The sequence below is a fragment of the Thioalkalivibrio sp. ALRh genome (assembly GCF_000381425.1).
Taxonomy (GTDB): Bacteria; Pseudomonadota; Gammaproteobacteria; order Ectothiorhodospirales; family Ectothiorhodospiraceae; genus Thioalkalivibrio.
The window spans coordinates 48,890-66,790 of the sequence record NZ_KB906525.1 but is presented as its reverse complement, the minus strand read 5'-3'; the positions used below and the strand labels follow the sequence as shown (position 1 = coordinate 66,790).

Below are 17,901 nucleotides of genomic sequence, written 5' to 3'. Positions count from 1 at the left end.
AGTTCTAATCCACCACGCGGCCGGGACAGGCGTCGCTCAGGGGGCATCCCTGACAAAGCGGTTTCGGACGGCAGCGCTGCTTGCCGTGTTCCACAATCAAGGCGTGCAGATCATTGAAGGCCTGCGCATCCGGCCCCAGCTCCGACTCCACCCAGGCCCGCAGGTCGTCGTAGGCGCCACGCGCATGCGGCAGGCCCAGCCGTTCGAACAGCCGCCGGGTGTAGGCATCGACCACGAACACCGGCCGTTCGAAGGCGTACAGCACGATGTCGTCCGCCGTCTCCGGCCCGACGCCCTTGACGCCCAGAAGGGCCGAGCGCAAGGCCTCGGTCTCCATGCGGGCCAGGGCTTCCACCCCGCCGTGCTGTTCCAGAAAGCGCAGCAGGTGCCGCAGACGGTCGGCCTTCACGTTGAAGTAGCCGCTCGGGCGGATGTGTTCGGCCAGGGTCTCGTGCGGGAGCTCCAGCAGGGCTTCCGGGTCCAGCACATCGGCCTCGCGCAGATTCGCGATTGCGCGTTCGACATTGGTCCAGCTGGTGTTCTGCGTGAGCACCGCGCCCACCATGACCTCGAACGCCGACTCCGCCGGCCACCACTGCAGGTCGCCGTAGGCGCCCTGCAGGCGCTGCCGCACTTCGGCCACCCGCAACGACATCAGGAACGCGCCCGACCACCCGGCTTGCGCGGCCCACCCTTGCGCCCGGAACCTCCTGGCCCCGAACGTCCGGTCTTGCCGCCCTTGCCGGGGCCGCTCCCCGGCTTGGTGGAGCTCCAGCGATCCGCTTCACGTACGCGCCCGCCCGACTTGCCCCGCTTGCCGCGCGCGGGCCGGGTGTTGCGGCCCGGCCCGCGGCGCCGACCCCGCTCGCGAATGGACTCCGGCACGGGCAGCTCGACTGCCTCGTACAGGGCCTCGACCTCGCGCACCTCCAGATCCCGCGACGCACCCGTCTTCAGACCGCGCCCGAGCACCACCGGTCCGTAGCGCACCCGGATCAGCCGGCTCACGGTCACACCTACGGCGTCCCACAGGCGGCGCACCAGACGGTTGCGACCCTCACTGACCACGACATGAAACCAGTGGTTGGCGCCGTCGCCGCCACGCTCTTCCAGGACATCGAAGCGCGCGGGACCATCCTCCAGCTCGACCCCTTCCAGCAGCATGCGCCGCGTATCGTCGGGGACCTCGCCCAGCACCCGCACCGCATACTCGCGCTCCAGCGAATGACTGGGGTGCATCAGGCGGTTCGCCAGTTCGCCATCGGTGGTGAACAGCAGCAGTCCCGAGGTATTCAGGTCGAGACGCCCGACCGCGACCCAGCGCTGCCCCTTCAGGCGCGGCAGGCTGGCGAACACCGGCTTGCGGCCCTCGGGGTCGCTGCGACTGCAGATCTCGCCGACCGGCTTGTGATACACGAGCCAGCGATGCGCATGCTCCGCCATGTGGATCACGCGGCCGCGCACGCGGATCACGTCATTCGGCCCGACCTGATCGCCCAGCTTCGCCGTGCGCTGGTTGACCTTCACCTCGCCGCGCTCGATCCAGCCCTCGATCTCGCGCCGCGAGCCGAGGCCGCGCGCCGCCAGGACCTTTTGTACCCGCTCCGACATTCCTGCTGACTCCAGACGTCTCGATCCGGCCGCATTGCCGCGACCGGACCCGCATTCATTATGATGGGCGCTCACGATACACCAACAGGACGTTGCCCATGACCGCCAAGTGCCCGGAAACCTCCCCCGTCCAGACTCCGCTGAACATCGCCGTCCTCACGGTATCCGACAGCCGAACGCTGGCCGAGGACCGCTCCGGCGATGCCCTGGTGGAACGGCTGGAGGGCGCAGGGCACCGCCTGGCCGAGCGCCGCGTAGTCCGGGACGACATCTATGCGATCCGCGCCGAACTCTCACGCTGGATTGCCGATCCGGAGATCGACGCGGTGCTAACCACCGGCGGCACCGGCATCACGGGCCGCGACGGCACCCCGGAGGCCGCCTCGGTGCTACTGGACAAGACCATCGAGGGCTTCGGCGAGCTGTTCCGCATGCTCTCCTTTGAGGAGATCGGCACCTCCAGCCTGCAGTCCCGCGCGCTGTCGGGCGTGGCTAACGGCACCTATGTCTTCGTGCTGCCGGGCTCCACCGGCGCCTGCCGCACCGCCTGGGACCGCATCATCCAGGCCCAGCTGGACGACCGCACCATGCCCTGCAACCTGACCATGCTGATGCCGCGCCTGAAGGAGTCCTGAGCGATCAATCCGGATCTGCCGCGGGCTCGTCGGGCGCGAAGCACACCGGCGAAGCACGTTCGCCGGGTCGCTCCTCCTCAGCCCGCTCGGCAGCAAGGAGATCGCGCAACACCACCGCGTGGCTATGCTCCACATCCCGCGTGGCCGTCAGCAGCGTCAGGCAGCCGCGGCGGGCGTACCCCAATAGCCGGCCCCAGGCCTCGGCGCCGCCTCCAGTTCTGTTTGATAACGGCGGCAGAAATCACGCCAGCGCCCCGGGTCATGGCCGAACCAGCGGCGCAGCTCCGGGGACGGCGCGATGGCCTTTTCCCAGGCATCCAGTGCGAGTGTGGATTTCTTTATCCCCCGCGGCCAGAGGCGATCAACCAGCACACGACACCTGTCGTCGGGCCCGACCGGATCGTAGACGCGCCGGATCCGCACCCGTTCCATGCGGCGCTTACCGATCCACGTGGGTCTGCAGCCAGTATTCGAGCAGGGCCGCATGCCACAGCTTGGAACCCTGGATGCGGGTGAAGTACTGATCCGGGGCGTCCAGCAGCTTGTCGATGTAGGCCGGCTGGTACAGCCCGCGCTCGCGCGAGGCGCGCGAGGTCAGGATGTCGCGCATGAATTCGAGGAAGTCGCCGCGCACGTATTTGAGTGCCGGCACCGGGAAGTAGCCCTTGGGCCGGTCCAGCACCGCGTCCGGCAGGCGCCCGCGGGCGATGCGGCGCAGCACGTCCTTGCCGCCGTCGCCCAGCTTCAGGTGCGGCGGCATCGCGGCGGCGGTCTCCACCAGCTCGTGATCCAGGAACGGGACCCGCGCCTCCAGGCCGAAGGCCATGGTCATGTTGTCCACGCGCTTGACCGGGTCGTCCACGATCAGCGTGGTCACATCCAGCGCCAGCACCGCGTCGATGAAGGAATCCGCGCGGTCGGTCTCGAGTTCGGCGAACTGCTCGCGCAGCCAGTCGCCGGTCACGTCATTCGACGGCGGGTGGCGCAGCATCTCGGCCATCTCGGGGTGGTCGCGGTCGAAGTAGTGGCGACGGAAACGTTCCACCCAGTCGCCGTGACGGTCCTCGGCCATCTGCGGGTACCAGAAGTAGCCACCGAAGACCTCGTCCGCGCCCTGGCCGGACTGCACCACCTTCACATGCTGCGAGACCTGTTCCGAGAGCAGGTAGAAGGCCACCGCATCCTGGCCGAACATCGGCTCGGCCATCGCCCCCACCGCCTCCGGCAGGCGGGCCAGCACCTGGTCGTTGGGGATCAGCGTGGCCTGATGGTCGGTGGCGTAGCGCTCGGCGACCGGATCGGAGTACTCGAACTCCGATCCCTTCTCCTCCGGCTGGTCCTCGAAGCCGACGGTGAAGGTACGCAGGTCCTGCGCCCCCTCCTCCATCGCCAGCGCGACCAACAGCGACGAGTCAAGCCCGCCGGAGAGCAGCACGCCCACCGGCACGTCGGCCACCTCCAGGCGCTTGCGCACGGCGCTGCGCAGACTGTGCTCGATACGCTCCTGCCATTCGGCGTCGGACACGGCCTCGGCCGGGCGGTGGGCATACAGCGTCCAGTAACGTTGCAGTCGCTCCTGCCCACGCGCATCGATACTGAGGTAATGCCCCGGCTCCAGCTTGCGGATACCGCGCAGCACGGTACGCGGCGCGGGCACCACCGCGTGCAGCGAGAACAGCATGTGCAACGCCTCGGCATCCAGCTCGGTGTCCACGTCGCCCGCCGCCAGCAGCGCCTGGGTGTTGGAGGCGAAGCGGATGCCGTCGCCACCGCGCGCCAGATACAGCGGCTTGATGCCCATGCGGTCGCGCGCCAGCAGCAAGCGCTGGGCGTGGCCGTCATACAGCGCAAAGGCAAACATGCCGTGCAGCCGGGCGACGATGCCCTCGCCCCACTCGGCATAGCCGCGCAGGATGACCTCGGTATCGCCGGTGGAGAAGAAGCGATGGCCGCGGCCCTCCAGCTCGCTGCGCAGGGCACGGAAGTTGTAGATCGCGCCGTTGAACACCAGCGCGAGCCCGGTCTCCGGGTCGAACATCGGCTGGTGCGCGCGCTGCGACAGGTCCAGGATCGACAGGCGCCGGTGCCCCAGGGCCACCCGCCCGGAGGCCCACAGCCCGTCGGCATCCGGCCCGCGCCGTTCCAGGCAGGGCAGCATGCGCGCCACGGCCTCGCCACTGGCGCGCCGTTCACCCCAGACGAATTCTCCCGCGATCCCGCACATCGATTCTTTCCTTGCTGGTTGGGTGGCTTGGTTTTGGAGCCGGCTTGTTCCTCTCCGGCGCAGGCAGGGCTTCGCCTGCAGGCAGGCTCCTACCGTTCAGGGGGCTCTGACGAGCTTCCGCCGAAGGCGGCCTCCAGGGCCTCCATCAGGGCCTGGCTGGCGGCCCCGGCGCGGTCGCGATCCGCGTGCGCCATGTAGAACGGCACCTCGTGGCGCGTGCCTGCCTCCAGGTTCAATTCGACCAGACACCCCTGCTCAAGATCCTCCGCGATACGATCCAGCGGCAGCCAGGCGAAGCCGATCCCGGAGCACAGGATCGCGCGCGCGGTACTCATGTGCGAGACCGTCCAGCGCTGGTCGGCCTCGAGCCAGCCACCCTCCCCGGCCTGCTGCTCGCCGGAATCACGAACCACGATCTGGCGCTGCGCCTGCAGGTCCCGCCGTGTCAGCCGCTGGCCGTCGGCCAGCGGATGTCCCGGGTGTGCCACGCAGACCATGATCTGATCCGCCAGCCAGGCGCCCAGATAGCCGCCCGGCAACTCCGGCGCGATCAGGATATCCACCCGGCCTTCGCGCAGGAGTTCCGGGCCGCCGCTCAGGACGACCTCCTCCAGCTGGACACGCGTGGCCGGATAGGCACGGGAAAAGCGCTCCAGCGCCTGGATCACCGGGCCCCGCGGCAGGATCTGGTCCACCGCCAGCCGCACCTCGGACTCCACACCGGCGGCGAGCGCACCGGCCAGGGCCTCGATCTCGGCGGCCTCCTCCAGCAGGTGCTCGGCACGGCGCAGCAGCGCCTCGCCCGCCGGGGTCAGCACCGCCTTGCGGCCCTGGACTTCGAAGACCTCGACGCCCAGGCGCTCTTCCAGCTTCTGCACCGCATGATTCACACTGGAGGGGCTCTTGTGAACTTGTTCCGCGGCACGAGCAAAACCGCCGGCGGCCACCACCGCCTGCAACATGCGCCATTGCTCCAGGGAGACGCGGATCAATGGACCCGCCTACGTCGACATCCAGGAGTCCACGCCAGGACGCGGCGGCCCCGTTCTGGTGACAGGCTGCACCGCCACTGCCGCGGCTTCTCAGCACACAGCATCGAACCAAACGCCGCCCGATTCATCCTAGTGTTCCTCGGGGCACCCGCAGCCGGTCTTGTGGATACGCCGATGCCATTCCTCGCGCATCCGCGCGTAGGCGGTCGTGGTCATCAGCAGCAGATGGACCGTGGAGGGGTAGATTCGGCCGTCCATGCGCAGGGTCTCGGTCAGCTCCGGGTCCTTGCCCTCGGGGATGTAGAAAAAGTCCTGCCCCTCGCGCAGCTGATCCTTTTGCGCCTTGAACAGACGAAAGGCCGTGCCCTTGGGCACACCGTTCCATTCGTCGATCTGACGCAGGCTCAGGGTGGCGTATCCCTTATGGATGACCGGGTCCGGCGGGGTGTCGCTGGCGGAACCCTCGCGCCCCGGAAACAGTCCTGCACTACGGGGGTCTTCGTCGCTTTCGATCCTCATGCTGGCATTATGGCATGCCGACAGCCGCCCGACGGAACAGGACGACACGGATGGAATTGCTACAGGAATACGGGCTGTTCTTCGCCAAACTCGTAACCGCCCTCGTGGTGGTGCTGATCTTCGTGAGTGCCGTGGCGGGGGTGGTCGCCAAGAGCCGCGAGAGGCGTCCGGACCGCCTGACGGTGCGCAAGCTGAACGATCGCTATCGCCGCATGGAGAAGACCATCCGCCACGCGGTCGAGGGAAGCGCGACCTGGCGAGCGCGGCTGCGCAAGAAGCTGGGGTGGCGCCGCGGCGATTCCTCGTCCGGCGAAGGTGAATCCACCGAGGCCCCAAAACCGGATACCCCGAGCGAACACCCCGGCCCGGATTCCGGCGACCAGGAACGGCCCAGGGTGTATGTGCTGCACTTCACCGGCGATATCCGCGCCTCCAGCGTCGACAGCCTGCGCGAGGAGGTGACCGCGATCCTGACCCTCGCCCGCCCCGAACAGGACCGGGTGATCGTATGCCTGGAAAGCCCCGGGGGGCTTGTCCCGTCGTACGGCCTGGCGGCCTCGCAACTGGCCCGCCTGCGCGACCAGGGGCTGGACCTGACCGTCGCGGTGGACCGGGTTGCCGCCAGCGGCGGGTACATGATGGCCGCCGTGGCGCACCGGATCGTGGCTGCGCCCTTCGCGGTGCTGGGGTCGATCGGGGTCGTGGCCCAGATTCCGAATCTGCACCGCTGGCTGGAACGTCATGACATCGATGTCGAACTGCTGACCGCCGGCGAATACAAGCGCACCCTGACCGTACTCGGGGAGAACACCGACGAGGGCCGGCGCAAGTTCCGCGAGCAGCTGGACGAGGCGCACGACCAGTTCAAGACGTTTCTTTCCCGCTACCGCCCATCCCTGGACCTGGAGAAAGTGGCAACCGGCGAGCACTGGTACGGCGAACAGGCACACGACCTGGGCCTGGCCGATGAACTGCGAACCAGCGATGATCTGCTGCTGGAGACCAGCCGCGAGGCCGACCTGTTCGAGATTACCTATACGCGCCCGCAGCGCCTGAGCCGACGCGTCACGCTGGCGATGGAATCCATCGTCGAGCGTGCGCTGCGCGGCAGCGCTCCTCATGAACGGCTATAACCGGGGAAGAAGCGCCCACCCCCAGTCGTCCAACATCAAGAACCGACCCGGAGGACACGACCATGCAACATCGCTCCCGCACCCCTGCTTTTTTGCTCTGCCTGCTTGCCGGCATTGCCCTGTTCGCGTTGCCGCTGGCGGGCAGTGCGGACGACAAGATGCCCTGGGGCTCGGCCGAGATGATGGACCGCGAATACGAGCCACGTAAGGTGGTCTACGACGTCTATGTGGATACCGAAGACGAGCTGAACATGGTGCTCGATCGCGTCAGCATGCTGAACAACGTCTACGAGTCCGATCCGTTCGAGGCCCACATCGTGCTGGTTTTGCATGGCCGCGAGGTCCCGTTCTTCACGCGCGACCAGTTCGAGGAGCGCGAGGAAACCATGCGTCGCGCCAAGTCCCTCAGTGAAGGCGGCGTCATCGAGTTCCGCATGTGTGAGGCCTCCGCCCGGCTGCGCGGCATCGACCACGAAGACGTCCACGGCTTTGTGAACCTGGTGCCCATGGCCGACGCCGAGATCATCGAACTGCAGCACGAGGGCTACCTGCTGATGCAGTGAGGCCCCGCCTGCAGGCAGACGCCAGAACCCTGGTGTCTGCCTGTTAACGCCCCTTCAATGGCTGCCCCGAGCAAGCCTCCCTACGCCCCATCGATAGCACCCCAAGGAATCCCCGCTCATGAAACGACGCCTGCTTGCCCTCCTGATCGCAGCCACCGGCCCCACCCTGGTTCTGGCCGACGAACCGCGGAAGAGCGACCCTGATCAGAATGTCTACATCCCAGGGGCCGAGGACAGCCAGGGCGTGTTGCGCGTGGCAGCAGTCTACAACGGGGACCGCATCCGGATTCACTACGAGTACGAAACCAACAGCCCCAGCTGGTATCACCAGTACTGGCGCTACGAGGATGGCGAATGGGTGCGCTACGGCTCCGGCGGCCCGGAGCCGGACGAGCACGGCCTGTACGAAGACCGCATCTCGATGATGCTGGACGACGGCTCGGTCGACGACTTCATGCGCCTTGGTGGCTGGATGACGGCACACGAAGGCATGCGCAGCCTGAGCTCGGAGGTGGATCGCGACGACGTGCGCGAACACCCCAAGCTGGGCGAAGCGATGGGCCGCAGCGATGTGCGCAAATACCTGCCGCAGACCCGCGAAACCGATGACCCGGAAGATGTCTCCTGGGACGCCATCCGCGATGATGACGAGCTCGAGGCGATGCGCGAGAACGGCGAATTCCTCGACCTGTGGCAATGGCGGGCCCACCGCAGCCACCCGATGGGGTACGCGGATAACGGCTATGTGCTGCACTACCGCCTCGCCTCCGAGGGCGACAGCATGTTCACCACCAACTGGGACGACGACACCGAGCAGCCCGCCTATATGTTCGACCCCGACCAGGTGGGCGCCCCGGCCCTCGACTGGGAGCGCCTGGTCGCGGGCGAATATGGCCAGAACGACCCCTACTTCCTGTCGGAAAATAACTCGGTCGCGTTTGACCCCGACTATGACTGGCAGGAGGGCGACACCCTGCCCCAGCGCTTCCTGCGCGAGCCCGGTGGCAGCCGCGGCGCGATCGAGGCCTCGGGCGGCTACCAGGACGGGGCCTGGCGCATCGCGTTGACCCGCTCGCTCGACGCCCCGGACTCACGCGACAGCAAGGCACTTGAACAGGGCAATACCTACAACGTCGCCTTCGCCGTGCACAACGGCACCGGGGCCCGCTGGCATCTGGTCTCGCTGCCCCTGACGCTGGGGCTGGACAATGGCGAGGCCGACATCGAAGCCCAGTACACGGACGGACACCTGGACGACGCCGACCTCGAATGGACCGAGGTCCCGGTGTTCTATCCCGGACAGATGACCTACCAGAAGCTGCACAGCGACGCGCACGGGGCCGGCGGCCCGCTCGTGCGTGATGGCGACCTGGGCGTGCTTGACGCCCACGATCCGGAGGGCCTCGCGGACCTGATCATCGAGCACGAACTGCGTCAGCTGGAGAACTAGGGGGGCCAATGTCTCCCCAGGACTGATCGTCAGCTCGACCCGGATGGTTCCGAGGGTGCCTGCGGGGCGGGGAACAGGCGCGGCATCCAGCGCAGGTAGCCGAGCATCCCGAACAGCTCGACCAGCGACTGCAGCACGATGACCATGACGGCCGCGTGCAGGGCCTCCGGCAGTGCCAGCGCCACCGGCAGCACGACAAACGAGTTGCGCGTACCCAGGCTGAACGCCAGTGTGCGCCCCTGCTCAATGGGCAGGGCGAATACCCGGGCCAGGGCCCATGCCAGTGCGGCCGCCCCGACCAGAAACAGCAGGTACACCGGGATCACCCCCAGCAGCTCCCGCCCGCCCTCGAACACCACCGGGGCCTCCGCCAGCGCGATCAGCCCCACCACCAGCGCCAGCAGCGGAACGGTGGCGACCCCGAAGCGGTTCTGCCAGACCTGCACACGCCCCCGCACCCTGAGCGCCTGCTCCAGCAGAACGGCCGCCGACAGCGGCAGCCCGATCAGCAGCGCCGCCGCGGCGAACACGGTCGGCGACATAAGGCCCACGGTCTCGCCCGGCCCCAGGATGAGGGCCAGGTACACCGGCAGCATCAGGAATTGCGCCGCAAGACTCACCGGCGCAAAGGCCGCGGCACGCGCACTATCGCCCCCGCCCTGGCGGGCAAAGGCAATGAACCAGTCGGTGCAGGGCATCAGCAGCACGAGCAGGATGCCCAGCCGTATCGCCGGGTCGTCCGGGGCCAACGGCAGCAGGGCGATCAGCAACAGCGGCACCAGCACGAAGTTCCCCACCAGTGCGGCCACCAGGAAGCGGCGATCGTTAAAGGCGAGCCGGATCGCCTCCCAGGGGATCTGCGCAAAGGTGACAAACAGCAACAGCCCGAGCGCGATCCATACCCAGGCGGTCAGCCCCTCGCCAAGCCCCGGCCAGAGGCTGGCCAGGACGAGCCCCAGCACAATCGCGGCGAGATAGACCCAGACCTGAAGACGTTCCAGCATCCCGCTACGGTATCAGAACCCCACCCGCCGTCCGGCTTCGTTGTCGGCGGCGCCGCGACCGGTCAGGCTTAGGGTGTTGCTTTGCGTACGTATCCGCACCGTGCAGGGGATGTGATGATCCAGCAGGAGCCTTTGGTGGCCTACCACGATTTCCCGCCCCTGACCCGGGCGCGGCTGGAGACCCTGCAGGCCAACCTCGGCTATGTCTGCAACCAGACCTGCTTTCACTGCCATGTGAACGCCGGGCCGAACCGGCGCGAGATCATGCCGCCAGAGGTGATCGACGAACTGCTCGCCTGCTGCGATCGCTGCGACGTCCAGACCCTGGACCTGACCGGTGGCGCCCCGGAACTGAATCCCGGCTTTCGCGACCTGGTCCGCGCCGCCCGCCAGCGCGGGATACACGTGATGGATCGCTGCAACCTGACCATCCTCGGTGAACCCGGGCAGGAGGACCTGGCAGCGTTCCTGGCCGAACAGGGCATCGAGATCGTGGCCTCGCTGCCCTGCTATCTGGAAGAGAACGTCGATGCCCAGCGTGGCGACGGTGTGTTCGAACGCAGCATTGCAGGTCTGAAGCAGCTCAATGCCCTGGGTTACGGCCAGCCCGACAGCGGGCTCGGTCTCAACCTGGTCTACAACCCGCAAGGGCCGAGTCTGCCGCCCCCGCAGGCCGAACTGGAGGCCGCCTACCACGAGCACCTCGAGCGCGAGTACGGCATCCTTTTCAACGCGCTGTTCACGATCACCAACATGCCCATTCACCGCTTCGCCAAGACGCTAGCGCGTGAGGGCCGTTACAACGCCTACATGCAGACGCTGCGAAACGCCCATCAGTCGTCTAACCTCGCGAGCGTCATGTGTCGGACACTCGTCTCGGTCGACTGGCAGGGATACGTGCACGACTGTGACTTCAACCAGATGCTGGGGTTACCCCTGGGGGCCGGTCGCGGCCACCGCGTCCACATCGGCGAGCTGACGCCCGAGTACCTGGCGCAGGCACCGATCGCGGTCGGCGACCACTGCTACGGATGCACGGCCGGCCAGGGTTCCAGCTGCGGCGGGGCGCTTTGATCCCCCCGCGACCATTCAAGTCCTCAACCACGATGAAAAGGAATTCGTCACGAAAAAAACCCTTCTGGCCACCACACTGTCGCTCGCCCTCGCCGCCACGTCCGCGCAGGCGTTCGATGTGGACGGCATGATCACCAAGGCCAGCCCGCACTCGGCCGCGGAAACCCTGGACCGCTTCGAGTCCGCCCTGCAGGCGAACGATGTCAACGTCGCCCTGCGCTGGGATCACGCCAGCAAGGCCGCGGGCGAGGACATTGATCTTGGCCCGACCGAGCTGCTGCTGTTCGGCAATCCGGCCCTGGGCAGCCACATGTTCACCAGCCGCCAGCACGCGGGCATCGACCTGCCGATGAAGGCGCTGGCCTGGACCGATGCGGAAGGACAGACCTGGCTGGCCTACAACGATCCCGAGTGGCTGGCCGAACGCCACGGGATCGACGATCGCGAGGATATTGTCGAGCAGATGAGCAACGCGCTCGACAACCTCTCAGGTGCGGCGATCGCCGACGACTGAGCACCAGCAACCGGCGGGCGATTCGTTATAGTGGGGGCCAGACCCAATGTCCCGGGAGACTCATGGATCGCCCGCCTCATTACAATCCATCGGCGCGTGCCGAAGATGTGCTCGGCTGGCGCGAGTGGGTCGGCCTACCGGATCTCGGCCTCGGAGCCATCAAGTGCAAGGTGGATACCGGCGCGCGCAGCTCCGCGCTGCATGCCTTCTATATCGAGAGTTTTACCCGCGACGGGCATGAATGGGTGCGCTTCGGGATCCATCCGTACCAGCAGGATGACCAGACCGAGGCCTGGTGCGAGGCCCCGGTACTGGATGTTCGCAACGTCACCGACTCCGGCGGCCATAGCGGCGAGCGTTACTTCATCGCCACCCGCGCTAAAATCGGTGATCGAGTGATCCCTCTGGAACTCTCCCTGACCAGTCGCGATACCATGCGGTTTCGTATGCTGCTCGGGCGCGAGGCCATGCGGGGGCGGTTTCTGGTGGACCCCCGCGCCTCGTTTCTGCTCGGGCGACCCGCTCCACATCCTGCAACGCCGGAATCCATGCCCGAATGAAGCTCGGAATCCTCTCGCGCAACAGCAAGCTCTACTCCACCCGGCGCCTGGTCGAGGCCGCCCAGGAACGCGGTCACGAGATCCGCGTGGTGGACCCGCTACGCTGCTACATGAACATCACCGCGCACAAGCCCCAGATCCACTACAAGGGCGATGTGCTCGACCAGTTCAACGCGGTGATCCCGCGTATCGGCGCCTCCATCACCTTCTACGGCAGCGCCGTGCTGCGCCAGTTCGAGATGATGAACGTCTACCCCCTGAACGAGTCAGTGGCCATCTCGCGCTCGCGCGACAAGCTGCGCAGCCTGCAACTCCTGTCACGCCGCGGCATCGGGCTGCCGGTAACCGGCTTTGCCCACTCCCCCGATGACATCGACGACCTGCTGGCCACTGTCGGCGGCGCACCCGCCGTGATCAAACTGCTGGAGGGAACCCAGGGGCTTGGGGTCGTGCTGGCCGAGACCAAACAGGCGGCGGAAAGCGTGATCCAGGCCTTCATGGGTCTGAAGCAGCACATCCTGGTGCAGGAGTACATCAAGGAGGCCAAGGGCTCGGATATCCGCTGCCTGGTGATCGGCGACAAGGTCGTCGCCTCGATGAAGCGCCAGGCAAAGGAAGGCGAGTTTCGTTCCAACCTGCATCGCGGTGGCAGCGCGAGCCTGTGCCGCATCACCCCCGAGGAACGGGCTACGGCGGTGCGCGCGGCCAAGGTGATGGGCCTGAATGTCTGCGGCGTCGACCTCCTGCGCTCCAACCACGGCGCGGTGGTGATGGAGGTGAACTCCTCACCGGGCCTGGAAGGAATCGAAAACGCCTCCGGCAAGGACGTGGCCGGCATGATCATCGACTTCATCCAGAAGAACGCCAAGCCGAACCGCACCAAGACCAAGGGCCGTGGCTGATGGCCACACCCCGGGGCGACCGTAACGCCCCCATCACCATCGGCGGGACAACCGTGCGCCCGGGTGAACGGCGAACGGTGGAGCTGCAGCTCGGTGCCCTGTACACCCACACCCCGACCAACATGCCCGTACAGGTGCTGTGCGGCCGGCGCAAGGGACCGGTGCTGTTCGTCAGCGCCGCCATCCATGGCGACGAGATCAACGGCGTGGAGATCATCCGCCGTCTGCTGAAGGTCCCGGCGCTGCGGCGCATGCGGGGCACGCTGCTGGCGATCCCCGTGGTCAACATGCACGGCTTCATCAACCAGAGCCGCTACCTGCCCGACCGCCGCGACCTGAATCGCTGTTTCCCCGGATCACCCAAGGGCTCGCTGGGGGCCCGGGTCGCGCGGCTGTTCATGCGCGAGATCGTCCACCGCAGCACCCACGGGATCGACCTGCACACCGGGGCGATCCACCGCTCCAACCTGCCGCAGATCCGCGCCAACCTCGACCACGCGGAAACACAGGAACTGGCGCGCGCCTTCGGCGCACCGGTGGTCCTGAATTCCGCACTGCGCGACGGCTCCCTGCGCGAGGCCGCGGCGGAGCGGGATACGCCGATCCTGCTGTACGAGGCCGGCGAGGCACTGCGCTTCGACGAGCTGTCCATCCGCGGCGGTGTACACGGGATCATCGAGGTGATGCGGCATCTTGGCATGCTGCCGGCGAGCCGGCGCCGCAGCCCGCGCGAGCCCATCATGGCCCGCACCAGCGGCTGGGTACGCGCCCCCCAAAGCGGCATCCTGCGCAGCTTCGTGCGCCAAGGCGATCGCGTGGTCCGCGACCAGACGCGCCTGGCAATCGTCTCCGATCCCTTCGGCGAGACCGAGACCGAGGTCCTCGCCCCGGCCTCGGGGATCATCATCGGTCAGCTCAACCTGCCCCTGATCAACGAGGGCGACGCCCTGTACCATATCGCCCAGTTCAACCGGACCGACCTGGCGGTGGAACGCCTGGAGACCTTCCAGGAAAACCTCGAGGCCAGCGACTACCCCTACGCCGACGCCCCGCGCCCGGAAACGCCCTGACGTTCACACTGGCGGGGGATCAAAACCCGCTGTCACCACGTCTACGGCTTGAACTCATTCAACCAGACCTCTGTCCATGATCCGTTTGCCCTTGTGGCTCCATGCCCTGCTCCTGACTGGCGCCCTGTGTACGAGCCCCGCCCTGGCGCAAGAGATTGCCGAAGAGACCTCGGACGATGCCCGGACCGGCACGGTCTCCGCCGCCACCAGCATCGACGCGGGCGGGGCCGAGATCCCGGTCGAGCGCTACCCCACCGATGGCGAGGCCGTGCTGCTGTGGTTCCCGTCCGAGCACGGGCTGCTGGACGGCCACCGGCAGCAGGCCCTGGCGCTACAGGCCGCCGGCGTCGAGGTCTGGCTGACGGACCCGTTCGCCGGGCATTTCCTGCCGGAGGCCGCCTCCAGCTTCGACGAGATGCCGACCGACACCGTGGGCGACCTGATCGAGGCCGCGCACGCGGAAGACGAACGCGCGGTGTTCGTGTTCGGCAATGACCGCGCCCTGCCCTGGCTGCTCACGGGCCTGTACCACTGGCAGGAAGAACATCCGGAAGCAGAGCACCTGGCGGGGCTGATCATGATGAGCCCGTACCTGCATACCGGGGTGGACACCGACGAGGCCGAGATGCAACCCATCGTCGGCGTCACCAACCTGCCCGTCTACATCATCCAGCCGATGCTGTCTCCGCAGTTCCAGCACCTGGGGCTGATCCGCTCGACCCTCAGTGACGGGGGCAGCACCGTCGGGGCGCGCCTGCTCCCCGAGTTGCGTGACCGCTTCTTCTTCCGCCCCGATGCGATGGAGACCGAGCTCCTGGCGCGCGAGGTCTTCCACCAGGAACTCGTCTACGGCATGGACCTGCTACGCCGCCTGTCGGCCGCGCGCACCGCCACCGCATCCGACGACCTGGACCTGAGCGTGAACACGCCCACCGGCGGCGACGTCCAGCTGGATACGCTGGACGAACCCATCGCGGCCCCCGAACTGGTCCGCCCGGACCTGGCCGGCGAGGAACACCGGCTGGAGGACTATCGTGGCGAGGTCGTGCTGATCAACTTCTGGGCCAGCTGGTGCCCGCCCTGCGTGCACGAAATGCCGTCCATGCAGCTGCTGGAAGACGAGCTGCGCGAACAGGGCTTTCGCATCCTCGCGGTCAATCTTGGCGAGGACGAAGAGACCATCCGCGACTTCATCGAGAACGAGGTGCAAACCGAGTTCACCATCCTGCTCGACCCGGACCAGGAGTCGCTGAACGACTGGCGCGCGATGGCCTACCCCACCAGCTATGTCGTCGACCGCGAGGGCAACCTGCGCTACTACCTGTTCGGCGCCATCGAGTGGACCGAACCCGGCGTCGTCGACCAGATGCGCGAACTGCTCGAGGAAGACTACGAAGCCTCGGAAGGCGACGACTAGTCCGAACCCGGTGGCGTCCCGAACGCCTCGCGCAGCCACTCGCGCAGGGCGTCAAAGCCATGCTCCGCCCGCTCCGAGGGCGGCTGCATGCCCGGGACGAACCCGTATTCGCGAAATGGCTCCAGCAAGGCCGGATCGCCGCTGATGATATGCACGGGCACGGCCCAGCTGGCGTCCTGACCAGTCACCAGGGCGGCCGGCTGGTGATCACCCAGCATGAAAAATAGCGTGTCCTCGTCCGCATACCGCGCCGCGTAGCCGCCGGTCACCTCCAGCGAATAGCGCACCGACTCCGCGTAGTACTCGCGCACGCGATCGAAGTCCCGCCACAGCGACTCCGGGGTCGGGCCCTTGCCCGCCCACTCGTCGAAGACCGCGCCGTCCCCGATCGACTCCCAGTCCTCCAGCACCGGCAGGATCGGCGTCCACGGTGCATGCGAGCTGATCAGGGCCAGCATCGCGAATACCGGGCGCTCCGAGGGCCCGCGGATCTCGCGTTCGAAGAACGACCAGGTGTACTGGTCCGGCATGGTCACCCAGAAAAACGGCGGCCCGGCGTAGTCGAACCCGTGCTTGTCGACGATCCGGTCCCAGCGAAACCACTGTCCCTCCGGCCAGTCGAGCTGGATCGCCGGGGCCAGCATGGCCGTGTCGTGCCCGGTCGCCTGAAAGTCCTGCACCAGGGTGTCGCGGGTCTGCGCCTGCAGGGCGTCATAATGCCCGGCGTAACGCACCTGCAGGCCCGCCAGCAGCGAGGCCTGCGCCAGCCAGGACTGCCCCCCGGCGATCGGGGCCTCCAGTACACCGGTCACCACATGCAGGTCCGCGGCGTCGAGCTGCTCGCCAATGGATTCGAGACTCGGCACGATGACCGGGGCATAGCGCTCGTCGAACACCGCCGAGACCCCGTAGGACTCCACCAGCCCCAGGATCACGTCGACGTCAGCCAGACCCGTCAGGGGACGCCCCTCGGCCTGCTCGCGGGTCTGTTCCAGGCGCTCGCGAAATACACGGTTCTCCGCCAACGCCCCCTGCCCGGCCACGATCTGCTTTTGGACCGAAACGAGCCCGGGCGCGGCCGTACCCGGCGGTGCCGCGCCCCGGCCGGAGACGACCGCCCCCACCAGCCCGAGTGTTAGCAGCCCGACCGCTACGGACAGGGGTATCCGGCGCCCTTGCGTCGGCTGAACGGTCAGCGCGAACAGGCCGCGCCCCGCGCCCGCGATCACCGCGATCAGCCCCGTGATCAGTACGACCACCAGTGCCACCGTGACCCAGAGATCCAGATTGCCGGTCACCAGCCGGTAGACCGCGTCCAGCAGGATCCAGTCCTGCATCACATTCAGGGGGCGTACCAGGCTGACGCGGGTCAGGGCATCGAACAGGGCCAGCACCACCAGCGCCAACAGCACGCATCCGGCCAGCCAGGCCAGCGCACGCGCCAGCCGCCCGGCGGGCAACAGCGCGAACAGCCCGACCAGCAGGACCGCCTCCCAGGCCAGCCAGTACGGGCCAATTCCCGCGTGGCGGGGCACGTCCAGCCCCAGCAGCACGACGTTGAGTGCCGCGAGGGTCAGCAGCAGTCGAATCACGGGCAGACGGACATTAGGGAAACACTGATCAATGTACACGCTCGCGCTGCGGGGAACCGAACGTCATCCGCTGCAGGACACCATCCCGTCGCACACGCCAGTGGTACAGGGCCGCCGAGATATGACCCAGTGCCAGCACCAGAAGGGTGATCCCCAGGATCTGGTGCCAGGCGAACAGGGTCTCCGACAGCGCCTCGTTTTCCGGGAACAGGCCCGGCAGGATCAGCGGACCCAGCTGCACCGGGTAGCCGCCGGCGGCCGTGGCCCACCAGCCGATTACCGGCATCACGATCAACAGCAGATACAGCAGGCCGTGGACCGACTCGGCGGCAATGCGCTGGGCCGGCGGCAACGCGACCGCGTAGGGCGGCTTGCCATGCCGCAGACGCATGCCCACACGCACCAGCATCAGCAGCAGCACCAGCACGCCGAAGCTCTTGTGCCAGGTGTAGATGGTGTCGGTCGTGCCTTCGCCAAAGCGCTCCTGGAGACCCTCGAAGCCATACCAGCCAATGGTCCCGCCCAGCGCCAGCGCACCCAGCACCAGCACGGCGACCGCCCAGTGCACGATCCGCTGGCTCAGGGCGTAACGCGGCCACACTCCGGTATTGTCCGTCTCCATCCCGCACTCCCGTTCGTGT

18 protein-coding genes and 1 pseudogene are annotated in these 17,901 nt (G+C 67.3%); 10 read left to right on the top strand and 9 right to left on the bottom strand.

Translation table 11 applies throughout. The features are described 5' to 3' along the window. Positions 1 to 4 precede the first annotated feature (4 nt). Positions 5 to 655, bottom strand: a complete 651-nt coding sequence (locus F791_RS0112170; protein ID WP_018993996.1) for an endonuclease III domain-containing protein — start codon at positions 653 to 655, stop codon at positions 5 to 7. Continuing rightward, a complete protein-coding gene (gene rluB / locus F791_RS0112165) occupies positions 655 to 1,611 on the bottom strand; it encodes a 23S rRNA pseudouridine(2605) synthase RluB (RefSeq protein WP_018138420.1) in 957 nt (318 codons plus the stop codon). Before rluB ends, F791_RS0112170 begins: the two co-directional genes overlap by 1 nt. A gap of 98 nt (positions 1,612 to 1,709) precedes the next feature. Here rluB and moaB point away from each other — a divergent pair, with 98 nt between their 5' ends. Then, positions 1,710 to 2,246, top strand: a complete 537-nt coding sequence (gene moaB / locus F791_RS0112160) for a molybdenum cofactor biosynthesis protein B (RefSeq protein ID WP_018993997.1) — start codon at positions 1,710 to 1,712, stop codon at positions 2,244 to 2,246. A gap of 4 nt (positions 2,247 to 2,250) precedes the next feature. Here moaB and F791_RS13245 read toward each other — a convergent pair. From F791_RS13245 to F791_RS0112140, 4 genes and pseudogenes are all read right to left on the bottom strand, one after another. Further along, a pseudogene (locus tag F791_RS13245) lies at positions 2,251 to 2,678 on the bottom strand (DUF488 domain-containing protein). Between the two features lie 7 nt (positions 2,679 to 2,685). Continuing rightward, on the bottom strand, positions 2,686 to 4,470 hold the full coding sequence (locus F791_RS0112150) for an N-acetylglutaminylglutamine amidotransferase (protein ID WP_018993999.1): 1,785 nt from the start codon (positions 4,468 to 4,470) through the stop codon (positions 2,686 to 2,688). Between the two features lie 89 nt (positions 4,471 to 4,559). Beyond that, positions 4,560 to 5,462, bottom strand: coding sequence for a LysR family transcriptional regulator (locus tag F791_RS0112145; RefSeq protein ID WP_255349444.1), 903 nt, complete (start codon positions 5,460 to 5,462; stop codon positions 4,560 to 4,562). Positions 5,463 to 5,591: 129 nt separating this feature from the next. Next, positions 5,592 to 5,981 (bottom strand): hypothetical protein, encoded by a 390-nt coding sequence (locus tag F791_RS0112140; RefSeq protein WP_018994001.1) that lies wholly within the window; start codon positions 5,979 to 5,981, stop codon positions 5,592 to 5,594. Between the two features lie 50 nt (positions 5,982 to 6,031). On the opposite strand from F791_RS0112140, the gene sohB reads away from it, so the two are divergent. The 3 genes from sohB to F791_RS0112125 all read left to right on the top strand — a co-directional run bounded on the left by sohB (position 6,032) and on the right by F791_RS0112125 (position 9,127). After that, positions 6,032 to 7,114, top strand: coding sequence for a protease SohB (sohB, locus tag F791_RS0112135; RefSeq protein WP_018994002.1), 1,083 nt, complete (start codon positions 6,032 to 6,034; stop codon positions 7,112 to 7,114). 62 nt (positions 7,115 to 7,176) lie between these two features. After that, positions 7,177 to 7,677, top strand: coding sequence for a DsrE family protein (locus tag F791_RS0112130; RefSeq protein ID WP_018138414.1), 501 nt, complete (start codon positions 7,177 to 7,179; stop codon positions 7,675 to 7,677). A gap of 118 nt (positions 7,678 to 7,795) precedes the next feature. Beyond that, positions 7,796 to 9,127, top strand: a complete 1,332-nt coding sequence (locus F791_RS0112125; RefSeq protein ID WP_018994003.1) for an ethylbenzene dehydrogenase-related protein — start codon at positions 7,796 to 7,798, stop codon at positions 9,125 to 9,127. Between the two features lie 29 nt (positions 9,128 to 9,156). Here F791_RS0112125 and F791_RS0112120 read toward each other — a convergent pair whose 3' ends face one another. Next, complete coding sequence (locus F791_RS0112120; protein WP_018138412.1) at positions 9,157 to 10,131, bottom strand: arsenic resistance protein; 975 nt, start codon at positions 10,129 to 10,131, stop codon at positions 9,157 to 9,159. A gap of 114 nt (positions 10,132 to 10,245) precedes the next feature. On the opposite strand from F791_RS0112120, the gene arsS reads away from it, so the two are divergent. From arsS to F791_RS0112090, 6 genes are all read left to right on the top strand, one after another. After that, a complete protein-coding gene (gene arsS, locus F791_RS0112115; RefSeq protein ID WP_018994004.1) occupies positions 10,246 to 11,205 on the top strand; it encodes an arsenosugar biosynthesis radical SAM (seleno)protein ArsS in 960 nt (319 codons plus the stop codon). A gap of 118 nt (positions 11,206 to 11,323) precedes the next feature. After that, on the top strand, positions 11,324 to 11,719 hold the full coding sequence (locus tag F791_RS0112110) for a DUF302 domain-containing protein (RefSeq protein ID WP_018994005.1): 396 nt from the start codon (positions 11,324 to 11,326) through the stop codon (positions 11,717 to 11,719). A 62-nt stretch (positions 11,720 to 11,781) separates the two neighbouring features. Next, entirely contained in the window at positions 11,782 to 12,279 is a 498-nt protein-coding gene (locus tag F791_RS0112105; RefSeq protein ID WP_018994006.1) for an ATP-dependent zinc protease, read from the top strand. Further along, positions 12,276 to 13,181 (top strand): 30S ribosomal protein S6--L-glutamate ligase, encoded by a 906-nt coding sequence (rimK, locus tag F791_RS0112100; protein WP_018994007.1) that lies wholly within the window; start codon positions 12,276 to 12,278, stop codon positions 13,179 to 13,181. Before F791_RS0112105 ends, rimK begins: the two co-directional genes overlap by 4 nt. Next, complete coding sequence (locus F791_RS0112095) at positions 13,181 to 14,251, top strand: succinylglutamate desuccinylase/aspartoacylase family protein (RefSeq protein WP_018994008.1); 1,071 nt, start codon at positions 13,181 to 13,183, stop codon at positions 14,249 to 14,251. The genes rimK and F791_RS0112095 overlap by 1 nt, the downstream gene beginning before the upstream one ends. A gap of 76 nt (positions 14,252 to 14,327) precedes the next feature. Next, on the top strand, positions 14,328 to 15,668 hold the full coding sequence (locus tag F791_RS0112090; RefSeq protein ID WP_018994009.1) for a TlpA disulfide reductase family protein: 1,341 nt from the start codon (positions 14,328 to 14,330) through the stop codon (positions 15,666 to 15,668). Here F791_RS0112090 and F791_RS0112085 read toward each other — a convergent pair. Both F791_RS0112085 and F791_RS0112080 read right to left on the bottom strand, forming a co-directional pair. Then, positions 15,665 to 17,260, bottom strand: coding sequence for a hypothetical protein (locus F791_RS0112085; RefSeq protein ID WP_019592698.1), 1,596 nt, complete (start codon positions 17,258 to 17,260; stop codon positions 15,665 to 15,667). The two genes, F791_RS0112090 and F791_RS0112085, sit on opposite strands and share 4 nt — an antisense overlap. 28 nt (positions 17,261 to 17,288) lie before the next feature. Then, positions 17,289 to 17,882: a cytochrome b gene (locus F791_RS0112080; protein ID WP_018994011.1), complete on the bottom strand. Its 594-nt coding sequence runs from the start codon at positions 17,880 to 17,882 to the stop codon at positions 17,289 to 17,291. Positions 17,883 to 17,901 lie beyond the last annotated feature (19 nt).